Origin of the sequence: Paraburkholderia bannensis, assembly GCF_014200455.1 — a bacterium.
Classification (GTDB): domain Bacteria; phylum Pseudomonadota; class Gammaproteobacteria; order Burkholderiales; family Burkholderiaceae; genus Paraburkholderia; species Paraburkholderia bannensis_A.
This window is the reverse complement of record NZ_JACHBW010000008.1, coordinates 107,722-131,081: the sequence shown is the minus strand read 5'-3', so window position 1 is coordinate 131,081 and position 23,360 is coordinate 107,722. Positions and strand designations below refer to the sequence as shown.

The 23,360-nt window shown below is 64.1% G+C and carries 22 protein-coding genes, 1 pseudogene and 1 riboswitch; of the genes and pseudogenes, 15 read left to right on the top strand and 8 right to left on the bottom strand.

Annotated elements, in window-relative coordinates; translation table 11 throughout:
- Positions 1 to 13 precede the first annotated feature (13 nt).
- Positions 14 to 358, top strand: coding sequence for a DUF3088 domain-containing protein (locus F4827_RS14930; protein ID WP_183724710.1), 345 nt, complete (start codon positions 14 to 16; stop codon positions 356 to 358).
- Entirely contained in the window at positions 358 to 867 is a 510-nt protein-coding gene (locus F4827_RS14925) for a GNAT family N-acetyltransferase (protein ID WP_221303693.1), read from the top strand. The genes F4827_RS14930 and F4827_RS14925 overlap by 1 nt, the downstream gene beginning before the upstream one ends.
- Positions 868 to 887: 20 nt before the next feature.
- Here F4827_RS14925 and F4827_RS35965 read toward each other — a convergent pair whose 3' ends face one another.
- The 3 genes from F4827_RS35965 to F4827_RS14915 all read right to left on the bottom strand — a co-directional run bounded on the left by F4827_RS35965 (position 888) and on the right by F4827_RS14915 (position 3,049).
- Positions 888 to 1,004 (bottom strand): carboxymuconolactone decarboxylase family protein, encoded by a 117-nt coding sequence (locus F4827_RS35965; RefSeq protein WP_409258796.1) that lies wholly within the window; start codon positions 1,002 to 1,004, stop codon positions 888 to 890.
- Complete coding sequence (locus F4827_RS35960; RefSeq protein WP_409258795.1) at positions 1,001 to 1,300, bottom strand: hypothetical protein; 300 nt, start codon at positions 1,298 to 1,300, stop codon at positions 1,001 to 1,003. The genes F4827_RS35965 and F4827_RS35960 overlap by 4 nt, the downstream gene beginning before the upstream one ends.
- Before the next feature lie 147 nt (positions 1,301 to 1,447).
- Positions 1,448 to 3,049, bottom strand: coding sequence for an APC family permease (locus tag F4827_RS14915; RefSeq protein WP_183724708.1), 1,602 nt, complete (start codon positions 3,047 to 3,049; stop codon positions 1,448 to 1,450).
- Between the two features lie 551 nt (positions 3,050 to 3,600).
- Here F4827_RS14915 and F4827_RS14910 point away from each other — a divergent pair.
- Genes F4827_RS14910 through F4827_RS14900 form a run of 3 tightly spaced genes read left to right on the top strand, consistent with a single transcriptional unit; the run spans position 3,601 to position 7,668 of the window.
- Positions 3,601 to 4,065, top strand: coding sequence for a (2Fe-2S)-binding protein (locus F4827_RS14910; protein WP_183724707.1), 465 nt, complete (start codon positions 3,601 to 3,603; stop codon positions 4,063 to 4,065).
- Positions 4,058 to 6,295 carry a xanthine dehydrogenase family protein molybdopterin-binding subunit gene (locus F4827_RS14905; RefSeq protein ID WP_183724706.1) on the top strand — a complete coding sequence of 746 codons (2,238 nt, stop codon included), beginning with the start codon at positions 4,058 to 4,060 and terminating at the stop codon, positions 6,293 to 6,295. Before F4827_RS14910 ends, F4827_RS14905 begins: the two co-directional genes overlap by 8 nt.
- A gap of 47 nt (positions 6,296 to 6,342) precedes the next feature.
- Positions 6,343 to 7,668 carry a cytochrome c gene (locus F4827_RS14900; protein ID WP_183724705.1) on the top strand — a complete coding sequence of 442 codons (1,326 nt, stop codon included), beginning with the start codon at positions 6,343 to 6,345 and terminating at the stop codon, positions 7,666 to 7,668.
- 150 nt (positions 7,669 to 7,818) lie between these two features.
- Here the strand turns inward: F4827_RS14900 and F4827_RS14895 are convergent, their stop codons facing one another.
- Entirely contained in the window at positions 7,819 to 8,400 is a 582-nt protein-coding gene (locus F4827_RS14895) for a cytochrome b (protein WP_183724704.1), read from the bottom strand.
- A gap of 139 nt (positions 8,401 to 8,539) precedes the next feature.
- Between F4827_RS14895 and F4827_RS14890 the strand changes: the two genes are divergently transcribed.
- The 4 genes and pseudogenes from F4827_RS14890 to F4827_RS35280 all read left to right on the top strand — a co-directional run bounded on the left by F4827_RS14890 (position 8,540) and on the right by F4827_RS35280 (position 11,625).
- Positions 8,540 to 8,899 carry a hypothetical protein gene (locus F4827_RS14890; RefSeq protein ID WP_183724703.1) on the top strand — a complete coding sequence of 120 codons (360 nt, stop codon included), beginning with the start codon at positions 8,540 to 8,542 and terminating at the stop codon, positions 8,897 to 8,899.
- Positions 8,900 to 9,042: 143 nt separating this feature from the next.
- Entirely contained in the window at positions 9,043 to 10,074 is a 1,032-nt protein-coding gene (locus F4827_RS14885; protein ID WP_183724702.1) for an alcohol dehydrogenase, read from the top strand.
- A gap of 147 nt (positions 10,075 to 10,221) precedes the next feature.
- Positions 10,222 to 11,028: pseudogene (locus F4827_RS35285) on the top strand (MASE4 domain-containing protein); the annotation flags it as partial.
- 3 nt (positions 11,029 to 11,031) lie between these two features.
- Positions 11,032 to 11,625, top strand: coding sequence for a GGDEF domain-containing protein (locus tag F4827_RS35280; protein ID WP_260175238.1), 594 nt, complete (start codon positions 11,032 to 11,034; stop codon positions 11,623 to 11,625).
- Positions 11,626 to 11,661: 36 nt separating this feature from the next.
- Here F4827_RS35280 and F4827_RS14870 read toward each other — a convergent pair whose 3' ends face one another.
- Entirely contained in the window at positions 11,662 to 13,050 is a 1,389-nt protein-coding gene (locus F4827_RS14870; RefSeq protein ID WP_183724699.1) for a uracil-xanthine permease family protein, read from the bottom strand.
- A gap of 438 nt (positions 13,051 to 13,488) precedes the next feature.
- On the opposite strand from F4827_RS14870, the gene F4827_RS14865 reads away from it, so the two are divergent.
- Entirely contained in the window at positions 13,489 to 14,520 is a 1,032-nt protein-coding gene (locus F4827_RS14865) for a sensor domain-containing diguanylate cyclase (RefSeq protein ID WP_311673484.1), read from the top strand.
- Positions 14,521 to 14,561: 41 nt separating this feature from the next.
- Here the strand turns inward: F4827_RS14865 and F4827_RS14860 are convergent, their stop codons facing one another.
- Complete coding sequence (locus F4827_RS14860) at positions 14,562 to 16,346, bottom strand: ABC transporter transmembrane domain-containing protein (protein ID WP_183724698.1); 1,785 nt, start codon at positions 16,344 to 16,346, stop codon at positions 14,562 to 14,564.
- A 150-nt stretch (positions 16,347 to 16,496) separates the two neighbouring features.
- Positions 16,497 to 16,585: riboswitch (glycine riboswitch) on the top strand.
- A 255-nt stretch (positions 16,586 to 16,840) separates the two neighbouring features.
- On the opposite strand from F4827_RS14860, the gene F4827_RS14855 reads away from it, so the two are divergent.
- A complete protein-coding gene (locus F4827_RS14855; protein WP_183724697.1) occupies positions 16,841 to 17,482 on the top strand; it encodes a trimeric intracellular cation channel family protein in 642 nt (213 codons plus the stop codon).
- 196 nt (positions 17,483 to 17,678) lie between these two features.
- Here the strand turns inward: F4827_RS14855 and F4827_RS14850 are convergent, their stop codons facing one another.
- Complete coding sequence (locus F4827_RS14850) at positions 17,679 to 18,785, bottom strand: TAXI family TRAP transporter solute-binding subunit (protein WP_183724696.1); 1,107 nt, start codon at positions 18,783 to 18,785, stop codon at positions 17,679 to 17,681.
- A gap of 57 nt (positions 18,786 to 18,842) precedes the next feature.
- A complete protein-coding gene (locus F4827_RS14845; protein ID WP_183724695.1) occupies positions 18,843 to 19,811 on the bottom strand; it encodes a zinc ribbon domain-containing protein in 969 nt (322 codons plus the stop codon).
- Positions 19,812 to 20,474: 663 nt separating this feature from the next.
- Here F4827_RS14845 and F4827_RS14840 point away from each other — a divergent pair.
- From F4827_RS14840 to bcsQ, 4 genes are all read left to right on the top strand, one after another.
- Positions 20,475 to 20,957 (top strand): hypothetical protein, encoded by a 483-nt coding sequence (locus F4827_RS14840; protein WP_183724694.1) that lies wholly within the window; start codon positions 20,475 to 20,477, stop codon positions 20,955 to 20,957.
- A gap of 343 nt (positions 20,958 to 21,300) precedes the next feature.
- Positions 21,301 to 21,729 carry a cellulose biosynthesis protein BcsD gene (gene bcsD / locus F4827_RS14835; protein ID WP_183724693.1) on the top strand — a complete coding sequence of 143 codons (429 nt, stop codon included), beginning with the start codon at positions 21,301 to 21,303 and terminating at the stop codon, positions 21,727 to 21,729.
- Between the two features lie 106 nt (positions 21,730 to 21,835).
- Positions 21,836 to 22,369, top strand: a complete 534-nt coding sequence (gene bcsR, locus F4827_RS14830) for a BcsR/BcsP family cellulose biosynthesis protein (RefSeq protein WP_183724692.1) — start codon at positions 21,836 to 21,838, stop codon at positions 22,367 to 22,369.
- Positions 22,366 to 23,352, top strand: coding sequence for a cellulose biosynthesis protein BcsQ (bcsQ, locus tag F4827_RS14825; protein ID WP_183724691.1), 987 nt, complete (start codon positions 22,366 to 22,368; stop codon positions 23,350 to 23,352). The genes bcsR and bcsQ overlap by 4 nt, the downstream gene beginning before the upstream one ends.
- Positions 23,353 to 23,360 lie beyond the last annotated feature (8 nt).

Sequence of the window (23,360 nt, the reverse complement as noted above, 5' to 3'; positions counted from 1 at the left end):
GGAGTCGCTCGACATGAGCCAGGACTTGCTGCTGCTGCTGGAACCCGCTTTTACCGACCCGAAGCACCCCGGCGAACTGTTCGTTTGCCCGCATGGCCTTTCCATCGAAGGCTTGCTCGCGAGCGATCCCACGCGTGCGGCACAGCTGGAAGTGAAGCGCGTGGGATTCGCGCGTCCGCGTGCCGAGGTGATTGCGGCGCTGGATGAAGCCCATCAAGGCTTGCCCGCGCTCGTGCTGGGCGATGAACATCCGGTGCCCGACGACGCCCTGGCGCTGGGCGATACGCGCTTCGTCACCGACCCGAAGCGCATTCTTGCCTTGCTGGCCGAACGCCACGGCTTTCCGAAGGTGCATTGATGGCGCATGAGGCGTTTGTCTACGTCACGGTGCGAGACCCGCGCGCGCAGCCCTTGTTCGCCGAGCTTGCCGAGGAATATCGCAGCCGCTACGCGGATGTGATTGCCGCTGAAGATCTCGAACGCGAGATGACGCGCTATCCCGATGAGGATTTCGTGCAGCCGCGCGGGGCCTTCGTGTTGTTGCTGCGCGATGGCGTGGCGGTGGCGGGCGGCGCGTTCATGCCGCATGCGGATGCGGGCACGGCGGAATTCAAGCGGATCTGGGCCAGCCGTCACGAGCGCCGCCAGGGACTCGCGCGCCGCGTGCTGGTGGAACTGGAAGCGCAGGCGGCGCGCCAGGGCTATACGCGGGTGTTTCTGGGCACGGGGCCACGCCAGCCCGAAGCGGTGGGTCTGTACACCACGAGCGGATACACCTTGCTTTCGGCGCACGACTTCGGCGACGTGCATCCGCCCGGCTATCACTTCGAAAAACTGCTGCCTGTGCTGCAGGATGCCCAGGCGTAGCCTTCGGCTCGCGCGCCGCTTCAGCCGGCGCGCTGGCCGAACACCTCCTTGAACACCGGCATCGCCGAAAACGTCATCGGCCAGCCCGCGTAGAACGCGAGTTGCGTGAGCGCTTCGGCCGCTTCCTCCTGAGTCAAGCCGTTGTCCATGGCACGGTTGAGGTGATACGGAATCTGCGCGCTCTGGCCGTTGGCAGCGCGCTCACCGTCACGATGCTACGATCGCGCGGCGAAAGCGGGCTGCGCTTCCATAAACCGTCGAGAACCGTGTCCGTCGTGTAGCGGGTGAGCGCGGGCGAGACGGCTTGCGTGGCGTTGAAAGTGGTCATCGGAATGATTCGGAATCCTGTGTTTATGTGGAGCGTGCGGTAGACGTACTGGATGCAGGACAGACGTAAAGCAAACGGGATGGCCATTGGCGTGAAGCCGGCCATCCCGTTTCTTGCGATGCAACGATTACGCTGATACCGCTTTGGACTCTAGCATCGAGCAGGCGTCCGATTAAGGTGCTACGGTTGCATGCCCTTATCGATGGGATTCATGAATCGATGCCGCGCCTGCCATTCCTGCCAGTTCTGCCATTAAACCCGGGCTTCGGTGGGCAGCGATTCATATTCCGCGTGGCTTTCGCGCTCGGCGAGGTAAGGCGTGCGGTAGCCCGAATTCACGCCCCAGAAGTAGAAGCCCAGCGAGAACAGCGCCACCACCAGCATGTCCCAGCCGTAGGGAATCAGGTCGTGACCGCCGAACTGCTTGCTGCCGATCAGCGAGAGCACCGCCATCGTCGGCAGGTAGGCGCACAACCACCATGCCGCCTTCAGATCCTGGCCCCAACCGCCGAAGCCCTGCTTGGCCTGGAAGTAGAAGTAGACCGGCAGCGCGACAACCATCAGCAGAATGATTTCGCCCGTCAGCGGCCACTTGGCCCAGTACAGGATCATCGATGCGCAGACGAAGGCGAACGGCGCGATGACCTTCATGAACGGCACCGACAGCGGACGTTCGACGTCCGTTGCAGCGCGCTTCAGGGCCATCAGGCTGATCGGGCCCGTGAGGTACGAGATCACGGTTGCCACCGAAATCACCGCCGCCAGCGAACTCCAGCCGCGGAAGAAGAACATGAAGATGAACGAGATGGCGAGGTTGAACCACATCGCCTGACGCGGCACGCCGTAGAACGGGTGCACGTTGCCGAACATCGCCGGCATCGTGTTGTTGCGCTCCATCGCGTAGATCATGCGCGAGGTCGTAGCCATATAGGTCGTGCCGGTGCCGCTCGGGCTCACGAATGCGTCGACATACAGCAGGATGGCCAGCCAGTTCAGGTTCAGTGCGATCGCGAGTTCCGCGAACGGCGACTTGAAGTTGAACGTATCCCAGCCCTTCATGACTTCGGAAGGCTCGACCGCGCCGATATACGCCACCTGCAGCAGCACGTAGATCACGAGCGCGCACAGGATCGAGCCGATCACCGCGAACGGCACGCTCTTCGACGGATTGCGCGCTTCGCCCGCGAGGTTGATCGGGCTCTGGAAGCCGTTGAACGCGAACACGATGCCGCTGGTTGCAACTGCCGTGAACACGGCCGACCAGCCATACGGCGCGAAGGTGCTGGCTTCGCCGAAGTTTTCGTGGTGGAAGCCGGTCGCCATCAGGCCGGCAATCGTCAGACCCGGGATGATGAACTTGAAGATCGTGATGGCGCTATTGGCGCGTGCAAAGACTTTCACGCCCCAGTAATTCAGCATGAAATACACGATCACGAGCAGCGCGGAAAGGAACAGCCCGGAGTGTGTCAATGAGCCATCGACGAACAGCGCTTGCGCCCATGGATAGGGCCAGGTGCTCATGTACTGGATGGAGGCTTCGGCTTCGATGGGAATGACCGAAACGATGGCGATCCAGTTCGCCCATGCGCTGATAAAACCCACCAGCGCGCCATGCGAGTAACGGGCGTAGCGGACCATGCCGCCCGATTCCGGGAACATCGCGCCGAGTTCGGCATAGGTGAGCGCAATCGCCAGAATCACCACCGCGCCGATGATCCAGGCGCAGATCGCAGCGGGACCCGCGATCTTGGCGGCCTTCCATGCGCCGAACAGCCAGCCGGAGCCGATGATCGACCCGAGGCCGGTAAACATCAGCGCGAACGGGCCAATATGTCGTTTTACAGAACTGCTCACGTCATCTCCTCATGTCCAGAGCGCGGGATATCGCTGCGGGTTGCGCGGCGATTCCCGTCGTCGTTACAGGCATTCGCGCCGCCTCTTACGTGCGTGTATGCGCGATGCGTGGCCGCCTTTGGGTAGGGGCGACCGGCTGGCTTGAATGCCGAACGCGGATACTCGGGCGATGCATAGATCGCGTCCAATGCTGAATACACATAGCGTTATGCGTAATTTGCATGACATGTGAAAAAGTGCAGACAGGTCAGCAGATTCTCGTGCGCGCTGCGCATTCTTGTTCATCAATGTAATGCGCCATGTTTAGCCCGGCGACAGGGTTCCCCGAGCGTCATTCGAGATTTTCAGGCAGGTAATACGGATTTTTCGGCATGGCCGATCCGGCTTCGCGCAACTAGACTCGGAAGGTCGTGCGCGAACGGGCGTGCCGTTTTTGCTCGTCCTGCACGAGGCCTCGTCCATTATTCAGCGCCTGCGTATTCCAGCAACATATGGCCGGTCCGCGCGTGAGCGCAGGGCCCGGCCGCTCCCCACATAGAAGGTCCAGGATCATGGTAGAAATTGTGATTAATGGTCAGCACCATCAATTCGATGGCGATCCCGAGATGCCGCTGCTCTGGTATCTGCGCGACGAACTCGGCCTCACGGGCACCAAGTTCGGCTGCGGCATGGCGCTGTGCGGCGCCTGCACCGTGCATCTGGATGGCCAGCCGGCGCGCGCCTGCGTGACGCCGGTTGGCGCGATCTCGGGGCGCAGCGTGACGACCATCGAAGCCGTCCACGAGCAGAAAGTCGGTGCCGCCGTGCAGGCCGCGTGGATCGAAAAGCAGGCGCCGCAGTGCGGCTACTGCCAGTCGGGGCAGGTGATGTCGGCGGTCGCGCTGCTCAAGACCCAACCGAATCCCACCGATGCCGAAATCGACGACGCCATGAGCGGCAACATCTGCCGCTGTGCGACCTATCAGCGGATTCGCGCCGCGATCCACGAAGCTTCGGAGGCGCTCAAGCATGCGTGATCCGAAACTCACTCACGACGGCGCACGCGCGGCGATCTCGCGCCGCCAGTTTCTGGCCGGCATGTCGGCGCTCACGCTCGCGGTCGGTTTTCGCGGCGGCCTCGCCGTCGCGGCCACGCTCGATCCGGCGAAGAACGCCACGCAGTTCAGCTTCGAACCGAATGCCTTTATCCGCGTGGATGCCAGTGGAGCGGTGACGGTCATCGCCGAGTATCTGGAGATGGGCCAGGGCACCTTTACGGGCCTTGCCACGCTCGCCGCCGACGAGCTCGATGTGCCGCTCGACAAGGTCAGCGTCGAAGCCGCGCCTGCTGACGTGAAGAAATACGCGAACCCCATGTTCGCCGCGTTCGGCTGGACCTTGCAGGCCACTGGCGGCAGCACGGCGATGGCCGGGGCGTGGAAGCAGATGCGCGAAGCCGCCGCCGCCGCGCGCGTGATGCTGGTCAGCGCCGCCGCGAAGCAATGGAAGGTGGACCCGGCCACGCTGCATGTGGAGGACGGCGTGATCGTCCATGCGGCCTCGGGCCGTCGCGCGGGCTATGGCCAGTTCGTGGCCGCCGCCGCGCGCGAACCCGTGCCCGCCAAAGTCGCGCTCAAGCAACCGGGCGAATTCAGGCTGATCGGCAAGCGCGATACGAAGCGCGTCGATATTCCGGCGAAGGTGAACGGCTCGGCCATTTACACCCAGGATATGAAGCTGCCGGGGATGCTGGTGGCCGTGATCGCGCATCCCCCGCGTCTGGGCGGCACGGTCCGTCATGTCGATGCGAGCAAGGCCAAGGCGATTCGCGGCGTGGTCGCCGTCGTGCAGATTCCCGGCGACGACGAAGTGCAGGGCGGCGTGGCCGTGCTGGCGTCGAACACGTGGATCGCGCGCCAGGGGCGCGACGCGCTGAACATTACCTGGGACGACAGCCGCGCGTTCGCGCTCAGTTCGACGGATATCTTCAGCCAGTTCCGCACGCTCGCGGATCAGCCCGGCAATGTGGCCGAGCAGCGCGGCAAGGTGCTCACGGCAGCGCCGGAGGGCGGCAAGTATATCGAGGCCGTCTACGAGCAGCCCTATCTCGCGCATGCGCCGATGGAGCCGATGAACTGCCTGATCCAGTTGCAGGGCGATCGCTGCGAGATCTGGAACGGCGAGCAATGGCACACCGCCGACCAGTCGATGGCGGCGAAGGAACTGGGCCTGAAGCCCGAGCAGGTGACGATTCATCAGCTCTATGCGGGCGGCAGTTTTGGCCGTCGCGCCAATCCGCATTCGGACTTCGTGCGCGAGGCGGCCCGGGTGGCGCGCGCGGCGCACGCGCAAGGCGTGACGGCGCCCGTGAAGCTGGTGTGGATGCGTGAGGACGATATGCGCGCGGGCTATTACCGGCCGCTCACGGTGCACAAGGTGCGCGTGGCGGTCGATAAGGCGGGCGCGCTGGTGTCGTGGAATCACGATGTGGTGGGACAGAGCTTCATGCAGCTGCCGAAGCCCGATTCGATCGATCCGGTGCTGGTCGAAGGCGCTGCCGATATTCCCTATGCGATTCCCAATTTCCGCGTCGCGCAGCACAAGGCGAAGCTGCCGGTGCAGACGCAGTGGATGCGCTCGGTCGGGCATACGCATTCGGCTTTCGTCGGCGAAACCATGATGGACGAAGCCGCGCGTGCGGCCGGTAAGGATCCCTATGCATTCCGTCATGCGCTGCTCGGCAACATGCCGCGCCATCGCGGCGTGCTCGAACTCGTTGCGCAGAAGGCGGCCTGGTCCACGCCGCTCAAGCCGGGGCCGCAAGGCACGCGGCGCGGGCGCGGCATCGCGCTGCAACTTGCCTTCGGCACGTATGTGGCGCAGGTGGCGGAAGTGACCGTGCAGGCCGATGGCGCGTTCACGGTGGACCGAGTGGTGTGTGCGGTCGATTGCGGCATGGTGGTGAATCCGGACATCGTCGCGACCCAGGTGGAGGGCGGCATCGGTTTCGGCCTCACCTTCCTGCGCACGGCGATCACGTTCGACAAGGGGCACGTCAGGCAGGGCAATTTCAACGATTACCCGGTGCTGCGCATGAGCGGCATGCCGGTGGTCGAGGTGCATATCGTGCCGTCGAAGGAAGCGCCGACCGGCATTGGCGAGCCCGGGGTGCCGCCCGCCGCGCCCGCCGTGGCCAACGCGCTGGCCGCCGCCACGGGCGCGACGATCCGCTCGCTGCCGCTGGGCGATGCGCTGCGCCCGGCGTGAGCCTCCCGCTTGCTTCGAATCGACAACACCCAACGCAACCATACATCGTGAAAATTCGCAGAATCATCGGCTATACAGCGCTCGCGGCGGTCGTAGCCGCCGCCGTCCTGTGCGGCCGCGCGTGGCTATCGCCCGCTGGCACCGAGCCGCAGCCGCCTGTCGCGGGCACGCCCGCCGATCTGGCGGCCGCCGTGGCGCACGGCGAATATCTCGCCAAGGCCGCCGATTGCGTCGCCTGCCATACGGCGCAAGGCGGCACGCCCTACGCGGGCGGACGGCCGTTCAAGCTGCCCTTTGGCACCCTTTACGCCACCAATCTCACGCCCGACAAGGACACCGGCATCGGCAACTGGAGCGACGACGCCTTCGTGCAGGCCGTACGCGCGGGCATCGGCTCGCACGGCAATCTGTACCCGGCGATGCCGTACACCTCGTACACACAGTTAAGCCGCGACGATGTGCTGGCGATCAAGCAGTATCTGCTGAGCTTGCCCGCCGTGCATCAAGCGCCGCCCGCGAACGAGCTGTCGTTCCCGTACAACCAGCGCGTAGGCATGGGCGTGTGGAACGTGCTGTTCTTCCACGAGCAGCGTTTCGCGACCGATCCGGCGAAGAGCGTCGAGTGGAATCGAGGCGCGTATCTCGCCACGGCGCTCGGCCATTGCGGCGAGTGTCATACGCCGCGTAACGCGGGCTTCGCGATGAAGTCGCGCGACTATCTGTCGGGTGCGGAAATCGAAGGCTGGAAGGCTTACAACACCACCTCGGACCAGAGTTACGGCATTGGCGCGTGGAGCGACCAGCAGGTTGCCCAGTATCTGTCGCAAGGGCATGCGCCGGGGCGCAGTTCGGCGGCGGGGCCGATGGCCGATGTCGTCGAACATAGCCTGCAGTATCTGACGCCCGGCGATATCGCGGCGCTTGTCACGTATCTGCGCAGCGTCGCGCCCGCGACCGGCGCACAGACGAGCGCCGCCGCGACGATCAACCTCGATCCTTCGGCGGCGCGCGCTTCGAATGCGGTGCTGCCCGGTGCGGTGGCTGCAAACCCGGCGCTCGAACGCGGTCAGCGGTTGTTCGCGGGCGATTGCGTGGGCTGCCACCAGTGGAACGGCGCAGGCCGCCAGAGCGATTACGCGTCGCTCGTCGGCAGCCATGCGGTGAACGATCCGTCTGGTGCCGCGCTCGTGCAGGTGTTGCTCAACGGCACCTCGCTGACGGTCAACGGTCGCTTGCAGCAAATGCCGGGCTTCGCAGGTGCATACAGCGATTCGGATATCGCGGCGCTCGCCAATTTCGTGCTGAGCCATTTCGGCTCGAAGGAGGGCACGGTGACGGCGGAGCAGGTGGGCAAGCTGCGCGCGGCGCAGTAGGGGTGAATGAGGCTGAATGAGGCTGAATAGGCGGCAGGGCTCGATGGGGTTGCGTCGACTTTCGATTCCTGGGCCCAGTCGCCGTGCATTGGCCACCACCTGCGGAAGGTGGTGGCTTGAAAGCAGCGCGGCGTGTGGTTCCACGCGTCCTCAAACCATGCGCCTGAGCAGACCATTGCGGGCGATCCATTGATGCTTCACGACCGCGAGCACATGCAGCAGCACCAACCCCGCCAGCACCGCGCAACTGGCGCGATGAAACGCAAATAGCCGTTCAGTCAGCGCGCCCTGCGCGAACGGTGTCGGAATCTCGAACAGTCCAAAAAACTCGTAGCCCTTCGGCACCATCAGATAGCCGCTCGTGAGCACCGCAAAGATCGTCAGATAGAGCAGCCGATGCGCGCCATGCGCAATCGCGCGCTGCATCGGCGAAACGCCAGCTGGCTCGCGCGGCGGCACGCGCACCGACGCCCACCCGACCCGCAGCGGAAACAGCACGATCAGGACTGTCGCGATCGACATATTCAGGCGCGAAAGAAACTCGCGCAGCGGGCCATCGGGCAGTTGCGCGAGCGCATAGCCCGCGACCGTGGCGTAGAGAATCGCGGCCGCAAAAATCCAGTGCAGCACGCGCGTGAGCGCGTCATAACGCGCAACGTCGCGCTCGACCGCGCCCACGCTTTCGACCGCATCACGCACTCCAGGCGCTAACGCGCTCTCGACCGTTTCCATTCGCCGCCCACCGATCAAAAACGCAAATGATAATCAACTGCATTGACAATTTGATTACGCGATTGCGCCCTGAAATTCTCGGCACGCCGAATGCTGCCGAGCGAAACATGCCAGCCCAACTAGACGGGAGGACCCAGCGATGAGCAGCCACATCGATTCACCCGATAACGCCGTGCCGCCGGCCGTAATGGAACCCGGCGGCGAACCCGGCAAGCGCCCGCAGGAAGACGATGCGCCGCCGATCCTCCCATCGGAGCAAAATCACCCCTTTGGCGATGCCGTGCCTGCGCCCACCGAACCCGGCCTCGATCAGCCGCTGCCGCCCAAGCGGCCTCCCGCCGATGTCGAACCCGCGCCACAGCCGCAACAGGACGACGCGCGCGACCCATTCCGCGAAGAAATCTCGGTTCCGGTCGGCGATGCCGTGCCCGCGCCGAAGGAGCCTGGCCTCGATCAACCGCTGCCCGAAAAAAAGTCCCCGAAGCCGCTCGCGCCCTGATCCGCCGCACGCCGTCTGCGTCCTGCCGCCCATGCGCGGCGATTTTTTCCGCTGGAGTACGCTGCTAGCGCGTGACACACCCGCGGCGTCGCGTGGAAGAAACGGTCGAGCGCACGCCGCGCTTCCCCCTCAAGGAGCAGACGATGCCAACGATGCAGGCGGTGCAGGTAACGAAAGCGGGCGGACCGCTCGAACTGGTCGAGCGGGACATTCCCGAACCGGCCGCGGGCCATGTGCTGATCAAGGTGCAGGCCTGCGGCATCTGCCATAGCGATTCGCTCACGAAAGAAGGTCAGTGGCCCGGTCTGGCGTTTCCGCGCGTGCCGGGCCACGAAATAGCCGGCGTGATCGAGCGCATGGGCGCGGGCGTCGAAGGCTGGAGCGTCGGTCAACGCGTCGGCGTAGGTTGGCATGGCGGTCATTGCGGCCATTGCGGCCATTGCGAGCGTTGCCGTCATGGCGACTTCGTGCTCTGCCAGAACGCGCAGATCCCTGGCATCAGCTACGACGGCGGCTACGCGCAATACATGGTCGCGCCGCAGGAGGCGCTTGCGCGCATGCCCGACGATCTCGCGGATGTCGACGCCGCGCCGCTGCTTTGCGCGGGCATCACCACTTTCAACGCGCTGCGCCACAGTGGCGCGCGGGCGGGCGACGTGGCGGCGATTCACGGTATCGGTGGCCTTGGGCATCTGGGCGTGCAGTTCGCGCGCAAGATGGGCTTCGTGACGGTGGCGATCGCGCGCGGCCAGGACAAGGCGCCGCTCGCGAAGCAGTTGGGCGCGCACCACTACATCGACAGCTCGGCGCAGAACGTTGGCGAAACTCTGCAGGCGCTTGGCGGCGCGCGCGTGATTCTGGCGACGGTCACCAACGGCGCAGCCATGAGCGCGGCGCTCGCGGGCCTGGGCGTGAACGGCAAGCTGATCATGGTGGGCGTGGCGCAGGAGCCCGTGGAAGTGCCGGTGACGCAGTTCATCATGGGGCGGCAATCGGTGCAGGGCTGGCCGTCGGGCACGGCGGCGGACTCGCAGGAGACGCTGGCATTCAGTGCGATCTCGGACGTGAAGCCCATGATCGAGGAGTATCCGCTCGAACGCGCCGCCGAAGCTTACGATCGCATGATGAGCGGCAAGGCGCGGTTTCGCGTGGTGCTGACGCCGGGTAAGCACTAGCGCTGAAAAGGGGCGGCGGCGCTAAAGCTCGCCGCGCGCATCGCCGTTATAGAGGCTTTGCCCCCGGCGCCAGGCCCGCGAGCGCCGCCGTGGCACGTTCCATCATCGCCTCGTCCTTACCGCGCCCACGGGCTGCCCCAACACCGCATGAGCAAGCTGATCACCTCCCGGCGTCCGACCCCTCTGCATCGCTGGATCGCGCTGGGGCTGGCATTGGGGATCGGCGTGCTGGTGGCGCTCATTCTGCCGTTTGCCTCCGCGCAACTGCCCGCCTGCGCGCCCTTCGTGCCGATCTTCTGCACGGCGGTCGTGCTGACCGAGGCGATGACTTCGCTGCTCATGTGGGTGCGCTATCGCATGGGCAAGTCGCCGATCGATGCGGCGCTCTCGGCGGCCTATGCTTTCAGCAGCCTGACGTGCGCGGTGCAACTGCTGATCTTTCCGGGCGTGTTTTCGCCCACCGGTTTGCTGGGCGCGAGCAGGCAGAGCGCCGTCTGAATCTGGGTGCTCTGGCACGGCGGCTTCCCGACGCTGGTGTTGCTGGGTTTCGGCGCGCACTGGCTGGCGCAGTCGCGTTTCATTTTTCGTCTCAAGCACGCACGTCTGCTGATTCTGCTGGGGCTCGCCGGCAGCGTGCTCGGCTGTATCGTCGCCGTGCGTTTCGGCGACGCGCTGCCGATGCTCATCAAGGACGGCTCCTATAGCTTGCTGCGCCATAGCCCGGTTGCGTTCTACGTCGTGGTGGTATCGGTGGCGGCGCTTGCGGCGCAACTCGCCAGCGGGCGCTTGCGCACCGTGCTCGATCTCTGGCTAACCATCGCGTTGCTGGCTTTTTTCGCCGATGTGACGCTCACGCTCGCGGGATCGGCGCGCTTTACGCTGGGCTGGTATGGGGCGCGCGTGGCGTCGGTGATCGCATCGTCGGCGCTGCTGGCGGCGCTGCTGGTTGAAATCTCGATGCTCTATTCGCGGCTTGCGCGCATCAACGAAGACCTGGAACAAAAGGCGAACCGCGACGCGTTGACCGGTCTCTACAACCGCGGCTGGTTCGACATGGCCTATGCGCGCGAGTGTCTCGTCGCGCGCCATCAGGAGCAGCCGCTATCGGTGCTGATGGTCGATGTCGATCACTTCAAGCTGTTCAACGATGCCTATGGGCATGCGGCGGGGGACGATTGTCTGCGGCAGGTCGCCAACGCGCTGCACGGCTGTTTGAGGCGGCAGGGCGATGCGGTGAGCCGTTATGGCGGCGAGGAATTCGTGGTGTTGCTGCCGGGTTGCGCGACGGCGTCGGCGATATCGATTGCCGAGGCGATGCGCAGCGCCGTGCGCAAGCTCGATATTCCCGCTAAAACGCCAGCGGGACGGGTGACGATTTCGCTAGGCGTGTACACCTGCGAGGCAGGGAAATCGCATTCCGGCGACCCGCTGCAATGCGCCGATGCGAATTTGTATCGGGCGAAGGCGGCGGGACGGGACAGGGTGGTGGCCGGGCGCTCCGCGAAGGGCAGAGGCCCCGGCGGCATCGGTCAGGGTGCGCTGGCGCAGTGACCGCTGCATATTTGAAGCGCGCGGGATGATCCGCGCTTAATTGCGCTCCGGCAGGAACCAGTTCATCACGAGCGCGCAGATGCCGCCCGTGGCTACGCCCGATTCCAGTACGTTCTTCAGCGCATGCGGCAGGCTGGTGAGAATCTCCGGCACCTGCGATACACCCAGACCCAGCGCCAGCGACACCGCGATGATCAGCAGCGCGCGACGATCAAGCCGGATGCCCGCGAGGATATTGATCCCCGACGCCGCCACCGCGCCGAACATCACCATCGCCGCACCGCCCAGCACCGGCTCCGGCACGGCCTGAAGCACGCCCGCGACGGGCGGGAACAGCCCCAGCACCACCAGCATGCCCGCGATCCAGACGCCCACATGACGGCTGGCGATGCCGGTCAGCTGGATCACGCCGTTGTTCTGCGCGAACACGGAACTTGGGAACGTGTTGAACACGCCTGCGAGCAGCGAATTCGCGCCGTTCACCAGCACGCCGCCCTTGATTCGTTGCATCCACAACGGACCCTCCACGGGCTGGCGCGAGATTTTGCTGGTGGCCGTGACGTCGCCGATCGCTTCGAGCGAGGTGACCAGATAGATGATCAGCATCGGCACGAACAACGACCACGAGAAGCCGATGCCGAAGTGCAGGGGCGTCGGGATCTGGAACAGCGCCGCTTCGCGCGCCCCCGTGAAGTCGAGGCGGCCGAGCGCGGCGGCCACCAGATAGCCCACCACCAGCGCGATCACCAGCGCCGTGCTGCGCACCCAGACGATGGGCACGCGGTTGAGCACAATGATGGTGCCCAGCACCACGCCCGAGAGCGTGAGGTTTTCGACGCTGGCGAAATTGCCCTTGGCGATGGCGCCGTAGCCGCCGCCCATGCTGATGAGACCCACCTTGATGAGCGTGAGGCCGATCAGCAGCACCACGATGCCCGTGACGAGCGGCGTAATCAGGCGCTTGACGAAGGGCAGAATGCGCGAGACGGCCATTTCGACGAACGAACCCGCGATGACCACGCCAAAGATCGCGGCCATGACGGTTTCCACCGGCGTGCCCTGCTTGACCATCAGGCTGCCGCCGGCGATCAGCGGGCCGACGAAGTTGAAGCTGGTGCCCTGCACGATCAGCAGTCCCGCGCCCAGCGGGCCGAAGCGGCGGCATTGAAGGAAGGTGGCGATACCCGAAATCACCAGCGACATCGACACGATCAGCGTGGTGTCGCGGCTGGAGACGCCGAGCGACTGGCAGATCAGCAGGCCGGGCGTGACGATCGGCACGAGGATGGCCAGCAGATGCTGGAGCGCGGCCACGAAGGCGATGGTGGGGGCGGGCTTGTCGTCGGGGCCGTAGACCAGGTCGCGGCCGACAGGGGCGTCGTCGATGGGGTGTGAGGCGGGTTGCCAGGGCGAAGCGGGTTGCATCGGGAAAGGCCGGGTGGAAAAGAAAACCCGGGATTTTAGCGGGTAGCGGAGGGGAGCGAGGGGTAGCATCGAGGGCGCAATCGAAAAAGCGATCATGCTGGGCGCGATGCGCGCCTCGTCGCGCGGCCCAGGAAACACGCAGGAGACACGCAGATGACCCACAACACCGCCACCGCGCGAAAGGTTCTGGCCGAAATCCAGTTGGCCTGGAGCGCGGCCGCAAGCGCCGCCGATTTGATGGCCGCGCGAAATATCTGAGCGCTGAAGCCACGTCTGATTAATTTGGAATCCAGATTAAATGAACGCTGCTTCACCGGGGATAAGCCTATTCATCCTACAAAACCAGTAAGCAACCGGTAAAAAAGATCGGGTACGGATCTCGCTAAACTTTGCCCGCTTCGGGCCGTTAAAAAGGCATCGAACTCAACTGAAGCTATCGTGTCCTTGCTCATCGGCTCCGATCGTCCCGCCTCGCGCCCGCAGATCTTCATGAGCGGCTTCCAGCCCACTCACGCTGAGCCGTCGGTGGTCGAGTGGCTTTTGCATGACGATCAGGTCATGCGCGAGTGCTTCGGCCACGCTACCGGCATCCTCAAGTTCGTGACGGGCGCGGCCTATACCACCGTGACGCTGCTCGACGCCGCGCATCAGCACTTTTGCGGCGATCTGGGCGCGCTGGTGGCGAACACGCCGCGCGATAGTTCGTTGAGCGAGCACGCGCTGCGCAACGGCGGGGTCTTCGTGGTCGAGGACACGCACGAGCGCGCCGATGTGCAGGGCTGCGATCTCGTGCAGTATCCGCCGCATGTGCGCTTCTTCGCGGCGGTGCCGATCCGTCTGCCCGACGGCGAGCCGATCGGCGCGCTGTGCGCGATGGACCCCGAGCCGCGCCGTATGGATGCGAACGCGCGCGGCGTGCTGCGCCACCTGGGCGAGATGATCGAGAACGATCTGCGCCTGCGCATGGCCTCGGCCGTCGACCCGCTCACGCAACTGTTCAATCGCCGCAGCACGCTCGAAAGCGTGCATCACCGCTGGCAGGACACGCCGGACGGCGAGGGCGTGGGTTCGGTGATGGTCGATATCGACTGGTTCAAGCAGTACAACGACACCTACGGCCACCCGGCCGGCGATGGCTGTCTGCGCGCGGTCGCGCAAGTGCTGCGCGAAGCCGCCGACGAGCACAACATGATTGCGGGCCGCGTGGGCGGCGAGGAATTCGCGCTGCTGCTCACGGGCGTCGAGCGCGCGGAACTGGGCTACGCGCTGGAGCGCGTGCGCGCCGGTGTGGAGCGGCTGGGCATCGAGCATCGCGGCTCGCCGCTGGGCGTGGTCACGCTGAGCATGGGCGCGACGCATACCTGGCGTAACGCGCCCACCGATCAGGGCTACCGCGATGCATTCGGCGTGGCCGACGACGCGCTCTACGAGGCCAAAAAAGACGGGCGCAATTGCGTGCGTTTTGCCTGAATCCCCACGGCGCGGCGCGAACTGGAATTCGGCTATTCAGCTCAAACGCGCGCCGGCAATTGGCCGGAAGTCATGTCGAACTGCAGCGCCGCCAGCTGCGCGTAGAGCGGCGAGCTGTGCAACAGTTCGGCGTGGCGGCCCTGCGCGACGATGCGCCCATGCTCCATGACGACGATGCGGTCGGCCTGCTGCACGGTCGCCAGACGGTGGGCAATCACCAGCGTGGTGCGGTCGAGCGCGGCGTTGTCCAGCGCGGTCTGCACGAGTCGCTCGCTGGCCGCGTCGAGCGCGCTGGTGGCTTCGTCGAGCAGCAGGATCGGCGGGTTCTTCAGGATCGCGCGCGCTATCGCCAGACGTTGACGCTGACCGCCGGACAGGCGCACGCCGCGTTCGCCGAGGAACGTATCGTAGCCTTGCGGCAGCGCCTCGATGAAGTCCGCGGCGGCGGCCATCGCGGCCGCGCGCTTCACCTGCTCAAGGCTTGCATCCGGCATGCCGTAGCGAATATTGTCGAGCACGCTACCCGAAAAAATCACCGATTCCTGCAGCACCACGCCGATCGACTGGCGCAAGGCGTGCAGCGACGTCTGCGTCGTGGGCACCCCGTTGATCATGATCTGCCCTGATTGCGGGTCGTAAAAGCGCAGCAGCAGTTGGAACAACGTGGTCTTGCCCGCTCCCGAAGGCCCCACCAGCGCAACGTGTTCACCGGGCCGTACATCGAGCGTGAAGCCATCGAGCGCGGCGAGGCCGGGCCGCGACGGATACGAAAAACTCACGTTCTCGAACCGGATGCCTTCGCCTTGCGCAGGCAGCGGCACGGTGGTTGCGGCCTCAACGACTGGCGAACGCGCGGCCAGCAGTTGCAGCAGTCTTTCGGTTGCGCCGGCGGCGCGCTGCAGATCGCCCCAGACTTCGGCGACCGCGCCCACCGCGCCTGCCGTGAAGACCGCATAGAGAATGAACTGGGATAGCTGGCCCGCCGTCATGCGCCCGGCCAGCACGGCTTGCGCGCCCAGCCACAGCACGAAGACGATGGCGGCGAACACGAATACGATCACCACGGCGGTCAGGCCCGCGCGCGCGCGAATGCGCGTGAGCGCCGTGTCAAACGCTGTTTCCACCGCGCCGCCGAAGCGCTTTGTCTCATAGCCTTCCTGGGTGTACGACTGGACGGTTGGCATGGCGTTGAGCACTTCGCCCGCTAGCGCGCTCGCATTGGCGACCTTGTCCTGGCTTGCGCGCGACAGCTTGCGCACACGGCGGCCAAAGATGACGATCGGCGCGACCACCACCACGAGCGTTGCAATGATGTAGCCGGACAGCACCGGGCTGGTGGTGACCAGCATGGTCACGCCGCCGATCGTCAGCAGCGCGTTGCGCACGCCGAGCGACAGGCTCGTGCCCACCACGGCCTGGATCAGCGTGGTGTCCGTCGTCAGACGCGAGAGGACTTCGCCGGTCTGGGTGGTCTCGAAGAATTCGGGGCTCATGCGCATGACGTGGTCGTAGACCGCGCGCCGCAAATCCGCTGTGACGCGCTCGCCCAGCCAGGAAACCCAATAGAAGCGCAAGGCCGTCGCCGCGGCGAGGATCAGCGAGACGATGAAAAGCGCAATGAAATAGCGGTCGATATGCGTGCGATCGCCGCTGGCGAAACCCCGGTCGATCAAATATTTGAAGGCGACGGGCAACGCCAGCGTTGCACCCGCCGAGGTAAGAAGCGCAAGAAACGCAAGCGCCCAGCGCCCGGCATAGGGGCGCAGAAAAGGCAGAAGCGCGAACAGCGGGGCGACGCGTTGTGAACGGGGAGCAGCATCTGGCATGAAGTGTCCTTGCCCTGGCGAAGGGGGATCGGTTTATCGTGAAGCGGCGGCCAACGGCGGTGATTATCGTTCACTGACCGTGCAGACAGCTTTCAGTCAGCCCATGTCAGCGATTTGACATGATCGACGCATGGCACCCATAATTGCGCCGATTCTTTCGTGGGAGAGTGAGGCAACCAGGCCTCCGCCGAAGGCGCAAGCTCCCGGAATCGCTCAGGCAGACGTACCACGAAAGACATTCGCCGACTGGAGAGAGGCAGCGTTTGGTGCGCTATTCACGCACTGGACTGTGGCCCACCGAAGGGGCAGGCTCGCACGCGAGCCCGAACTCTCAGGTAAAAGGACAGAGGGAGAGGCGTACAAGGCAGGCCCAAAATCCGCCTTGTTCTTTCTCAGGTTCCTATGCGCGCTTCCCCGTTTTTTTCGCCGCCTTTCGCGGATTTCCTGCTGCATCTTCATTCGCATGCCCAACGCGTTTCGCCGAGGTGCGCAGCATGCTGAATCTCATCTATCTCGTCGCCATTACAGCCGAAGCCATGACCGGCGCGCTTGCCGCCCGACGCCGCAATCTGGACGTCTTTGGCGTGCTGGTGATTGCCTTTGTGACGGCGCTTGGCGGCGGCACCGTGCGCGATATTTTTCTCGGGCACTTTCCGGTCGCGTGGACCCAGCATCCGGGCTATCTCTATCTGGTGCTGTCCGCAGGTCTCCTGACGACGCTGATCGCGCCATTTTTGCGTCATCTGCGCGAAATCTTTCTCGTGCTGGATGCGATGGGGCTGATGGCGTTCACGCTGATCGGGTGCAACGTGGGATTGACGATGGGCTATGAAGTTCCGGTCGTCATGATGGCCGGCATGATGACGGGCGTATTCGGCGGCGTGTTGCGCGATGTGCTCTGCAACCGCGTGCCGGTAGTGTTTCAGCGCGAGTTGTATGCGAGCGTTTCGCTGCTTGCGGGCGGCCTGTTTCTGCTGCTGCGCGCCGCCGGGGTCGATCAGGACGTGGATACCGCCGTGAGTTTCGTGCTGGGCCTGACCTTGCGGCTGATTGCGATCTGGCGCGGCTGGCGCTTGCCCGCATTCGAAGAGGACGAGGCGCGTGGCGTCAAACCGCAGGATGCACAGCATGAATAAGCCGCTGTTCAAGCGATTTGCAGTGACGGTTGCATACGTGTGGTTTGCTTCTCACATCGCGCCAGCCGGCGCCGTGCAATGATCCGTTTCGAGCAGGCCGAGCAGGTTGGGCCCGCCAAGGTGCTGACGAAAATCGCCTGCACCGCGCGCGCTTGACGAGCTTGACGTGCCCGGTGCCGGGCATCGATCGCATGCTTCACTGCTTGCCGCACAGCAATAGCAGACGTTCCTGATCCGTACACGGCCGTCCGTTGATGGTCTGCCCGGAAGTCGCCTGTTGGGGGGCGCTGGTTCCCGCGGCGGCCTGCATCGCCGCGCGATGCGCGAAACAGGCTTTGAGCCGCCGCTCGACCGGCGGATAGTATTGCCAGCCTTTGCCGAGTCCGGGCAGTTCGAGCTTGACCTGTTTCCACTTCGGGTGGCCGTGTTCCTGGAGGTTATCGAAGTTCTCGCACAACGAATCGGCGAAGCGTTTCAGGTTGCCGACAGTATCGCGCAGGTTGTAGTCATAAGTGACAAGAAAAGCCTTGACCGTCCACGTCGGCACATCTTCCTTCAGCCAGTTGGGGTAGCTCGACGTGTGGATCGTGGCGGGGAAGTAGGTCTGCCTGGCGCGCGCCGTTTCGGGCGCGGCCGGATCGACGCGCAGGAAGCGGATCTGCTGCAGCAGGCTGGGATTCATGTCGGTGAACAGCTTCGCCGGTTGCCCCGCCACGACGATCGCCACGTCGATCTTCTTGACGATCAGAGCCGCCAGCGCGTCTTCGTTGCTCAAGTGCTGCACATTCTGGTCGGGAATCGGCTGGCCGAACATCAGACGGTACAGCGTGGTCGCCGATTGCGCGGTTCCGCTGCCGATCAGCCCAACGCTGATGGTCTTGTCCTTGATCTCGTTGATGTTCTTCATCGGCGAGTCGTTACGTACGACGAAATAAATCTCCTCGTCGTAGAGCGGCATGATGAGGCGCAACGGGCGGATCGTCGTGCCGGCGTCCTGGTTGCCGGCATTGGCCATATCGACATAGGCCTGATAGACATCGGACTGCACCAGCGCGAGTTTCACGCCCGGCTCGAAGCGCATGCGCTGGACGTTTTCCGCCGAGCCTTTCGAGGGCAGCACTTCGAGGTCGATGCCGGCCGGTTGCGCGACCCATTTAGACAGATCCTGGCCGATCTGGATGTACGTGCCGCGCTCCGGCCCGGTGGTGATCTTGTAATGCGCGTCTGCAGATGCCGCGACGGCCAGCGTCGAGGAAAGCAGGGCGATCAGGCCCGCCAGTGCCGCTAGAGTCGTCTTCAGCATGTCTGTCTCCCGCTGGGGATGTGATGGAAGGCTGACTTCGAAAAAAAGCAAACCGCTTCAATGGCCCGAGCCGGACGGTGTGGCTTGCTTCCAGCCGTTCTGCAGGATCGCGCGTTGGCGCGCGTCGACCGAGCTGTCGTTGCCCGAGGGACTGCTGGTGGAGGCCGCCGGCGTCGCCGCGTTCGCCGAAGCCTGCGGCGCCCATGCCGTCGACAGGATCGCGCGCTCCATCAGCGATTGCGCCTGCACACTGCTCGAATCGATCGCCAGCGCCTGCGATGCCTGTTGCTGCACGCAGGCCCAATCGCGTTGGTTCACGCATCGATCGGCGTTCTGCAGGGCGCCGTCGCGCTGTTGTTCGCGCGTGGCGATAGCGCGCTGGATTGCCAGTGCGTCGTTGTTGCCGGCGTCGCGCGCGAGGGCGGCGTTGTCCGCAGCCCTCGCGTCAGACAGATTGTTCGCAGCCAGACTGGCGTGTGCGGCGCGCAGGCTCTCGGGGACGTCCTTGTATTGAGGCACGGCAGCGGGCTTCGGTGCATCTGTCTGCGGCGCGGGCGGGCCGGTGTTGGCGGTGTCGGAGGCCTTCGCGAGCGGGTGCGGCAAGTAGGGCAAAATCGATCCGACCAGCGAATGCGTGCCTTGATCGTCGCTCGCGCCATCGGGCTTGCGATTGCCGCCCAGTATCAGATACGCGGCATAGACGAGCGCGAGGAGGAGCAGCACCAGCAACATCGTTCTGGGGACACTGCGCGCTTTGACCTGTCCAGGCGCGGATTCGTGCTCGATGGTCGTGTGTGCCTGGAATTCAGGCTTGACCGGCGGATGATCCCGCACGGCCAGATTGGCTGGCGCGGAGGGCACGCCGGGAGGCAGCGAAGGGTTTCTGGAGCGCACGCGCAGCGCTGCCAGTTCCAGCGGGCGCTTCGCGCCGCAGTAAGGGCAGCTGTCGGCGTACTCCTTGAGCATCGCGCCACAGTGCTTGCATGCTGCGGGCAAATGCTGGTCACGAATAGTCTGAGCAGACATGCTGTAGCCCCACCGTGATGGCGATGCCATTTCGGCATGCTCAGGATCGTCGTTGAAGCGATCGGCGAACAATCGCGGAACACGATCTACATGCGCAGGAAAGCCGGAAAGCGACGCGACCGGATTGGCTTCAGCCGCTTGAAGAAAATATGGGAGGTTTCCCACATTGAGTCAATCGCCGTTGTTACCTACCGCACAAAAGTCGCTTGCGAATGGCGGATGACGACTTGAACCCATGATTTTTTCGCCACCTACGAAACCCGTGCAGCGTGCGCTTTGTTCAGAGGAAAAGGCCGTTGTCGCCGATGCAACCCTAAATTTTGCCGGGCAAAAACGCCGTAGCTCAGCGTTGATTCGCGCGGCCGTTCGCGCAATAAACATGCAAACGTTTGCTCCCAAAAAATAAACAAATCAATCCGAAATTCATATTCTGGCGATATTGTAAGCAGTCCCTCGTATGTTAGGATTTTCTCCGTTCGCGATTTCAGACGGGATACGCGATCGGCCATCCGGCGATTGCCGCTGCACCAAAGGATTGACTGGCTGCCACATCGGACGATACGGCAGCCTTTTTTGTACGTGTATGCCGGATACAGATAAAAGATAAATCAGAATGACCTCATGCCCGCATGCGTGCGCGGGTAGAGAAGGTCGCAATAAAAAATGAAAACCACCGAATTCATGTTTCGTTTCCCGGGGAATGGAAACGAACCGGCGGGAAACGAACCGGCGCGCTACAGCGTCATCGTGGTGCACGGCGTCAGCGCGACCTTCATCCGGATCGGTGCGGCAGTGAAGCCGTTTTCGCTGATGGTGACCAGAGTGCGCGACGAAACATTTGCGCACGCACGTGCGGAAGATCTCGCGCGCCTGGCAATCGCTCAGGCGATTTACACCGGATTGTTCGAGGCGCATCCGCAAGGCGCGGTCGACCTGGAGGTTCACGGCCCGCTCTGGGACGGCGAGCTCGAAACCGGGCAATGGCAGCACGGTATGGCGAAACCCGCGCCCGAGGTACAAGCTATCGACGCCGCGCCTGTCGCACGGGCGTTCAGCGCGTCTGCGCAGATCACAGGCAGGAGCGTCGAAGTGCAGGTCGAAGTGCAGGTCGAAGCACACCTCGCCTACGCCGCCGTCACGCCTTGACAGCTTTTCGTAATGGAGACCCGGGGGAAAGATGGCGAAAAGCCGCGCAACGCGATGACTAGTCTGATGAATATCGCAATCCGTTACGACACCGATACTTTCGACGTGCCCCCTTTAAGTCGCAAACGTTTTACCTGATTAATTTGTCGCGCAGGAGTGACAGATTGTGCGGCGCCCCACAAATTTAAAAATAAAAACCGGATGAATAAAAAGTATAATCCGGCGCGCGCTACGTTTGTGATCATTGCGCAAAACGTCGGTCACTGCCCCAATGGTGCTCAGGGCCGTTTTCCCAGTTCTGCAGTAGCAATGTGCGCCGCCCGGCAGGGCCCATCGATACGCCATGAATTCCACGTCTGCACCGCAATGGCAGCCGTTCCTGTCTGTCTTCTCGCAGGAACTGATGCAAAACCTGACGCCCCGGCTTCTTACCCAGCTCATGCGCGGTGCGGGCAGCCAGTTTGCCCGTCAATACACGCTGGCGGGCGCGGGCACGGTGGCCGAGATGCAGGACGCGATGAATCGCGTCTGGAACGAGCTGGGCTGGGGCGTGGTGGAGATTCGCGAGGCTCAGGACTGGCTGGTGCTGACGCATTACCACGCACCGCTCAAGGCGGTATTTGGCGCAGATAGCCTCGCGTGGGCCGGGGCATTTCTTGAAAGCGCCTACGAAACATGGATGCATCAGCTTGGCGCGGATTCGCAATTGCGAATGAGCACGGCAGGTCCGGCGGATGTTTCAGGCACGATGGTTTTTCTTTTCGGCAGATAAGCGGCAAGGAAAGGGAAAGTAATAGATCGAATCGAAAACAGCAGTTTGTGCTCTTGCGCATGACGCGTAGTGGTGAATAGCACAACGAAATCGATGGGGTTAGCGCATGAGCGGTGCTTCGGATATTGCGAAACTTTTTGCCGTGGCAGGCGGAAGTGCAGCGCAGTACCAGGAAGTGGAGAGAACGGAGCAGTTGGAAGGCGCGCGCGGGCGTTGGTCCGCGCACGCCGATGCCGATCCGGATCTCGCCGCGCAGGACGATGCCGCGCCCGATGCCGCTCAGCCGCTGATCTCGTGGTCCATCGCCGCCGTGACGGAAGAACCGCCTCCGGTCGTGACCGCCGCGCAGGAAACGCCCACGATTCAAGCTGCTGTTGAAGCGCCGGTTCAGGCGCAGACTCAGCCTGTGGTTGGCTCCTCGGTTGAACCTTCAGTCAAATCTTCGATTGGACCTGCGCTCGAACCCAGCGCCGAACCCGCGGCTCAAGCCACGCCCGCGCCCACCGCCGCCGCGCCGCAACCGGCCGCGCTCAGCAGTGTGTTTGCCCGCCTGATGGCGCGCGACGAGCCTCGCACCGATGCGCGTACCGGCGTTTGTACCGGCGTGCGTAACGATACCGCGCCGCGCGGCAAGCCATGATTGTCGTCGCTGTCGTTTCCGCCAAGGGCGGCGTGGGTAAGAGCACGATTGCCGCCAACCTGGCCGTGGCGCTGAGCCGCCATGGGCGCACGGTGCTGGCCGTCGATCTCGATCCGCAGAACGCCTTGCATCTGCATCTGGGCGGCAAGCCGCAGGACATCGGCGGCCTGTCGCGCGCCAGCGTGGCCGGCGCGGCGTGGAGCGATGCCTGCACGCGCGCTGCGTCGGGCGTGCACGTGCTGCCGTTTGGCCGGATCAATGAAGCCGATCTGCCCGCGCTGGAGCGTCGCATCGCCGACGATCCGCACTGGCTCTCGACGCAACTGCGCAGCCTCGCGCTGCCCGACGATGCCGTCGTGATCCTCGACACACCGCCGGGTGTCTCCAACACGTTGCGCCAGGCGCTGGGCGCGGCCGATCGGGTGGTCTCCGTCGTGCTGGCCGATGCGGCGTCGTACGCCACCTTGCCGCAAATCGAAAATCTGATCCGCCGCCACTACAGCGCGCGGCCCGGCAGCGTCGATTCCGTCTACATCGTCAACCAGCTCGATGCAGCGAGCCGTCTGTCGCGCGAAGCGCTGCAACTGATCGAGGGCGTACTCGGCACGCGCGTGCTCGCTCGCGTGCGCGCCGACCGCTCGGTGAGCGAAGCGTTGGCGCAAGGGCAAACCGTCGTCGAGTCTTCGCAGGACAGCGTGGGGCGCTTCGATCTCACGCAGTGCGCCGATCAGGTGCTGCAGCTTCTGCCTTCGCGTCGCGATGAAGCTTCTGCCGCGCCCAAGGCGCAGGCCGACGCAGCGCAGGCCGTAACGGCTGTCGTGCTGGACGACGAAGAACGCCGTCGGCATGAGCAAGCCGGGCAAACCGGCCAAGCCGGCCAAGCCGCGCAGAAGTCGCGCAAAGTTAGCGTGTATCGGTTGATGGCCGTGCTGCTGTGTGCGGTGCTGGTGCTGCTGATCGTGCTCTGGATCAGGACGCGTTGAGGAAAAAC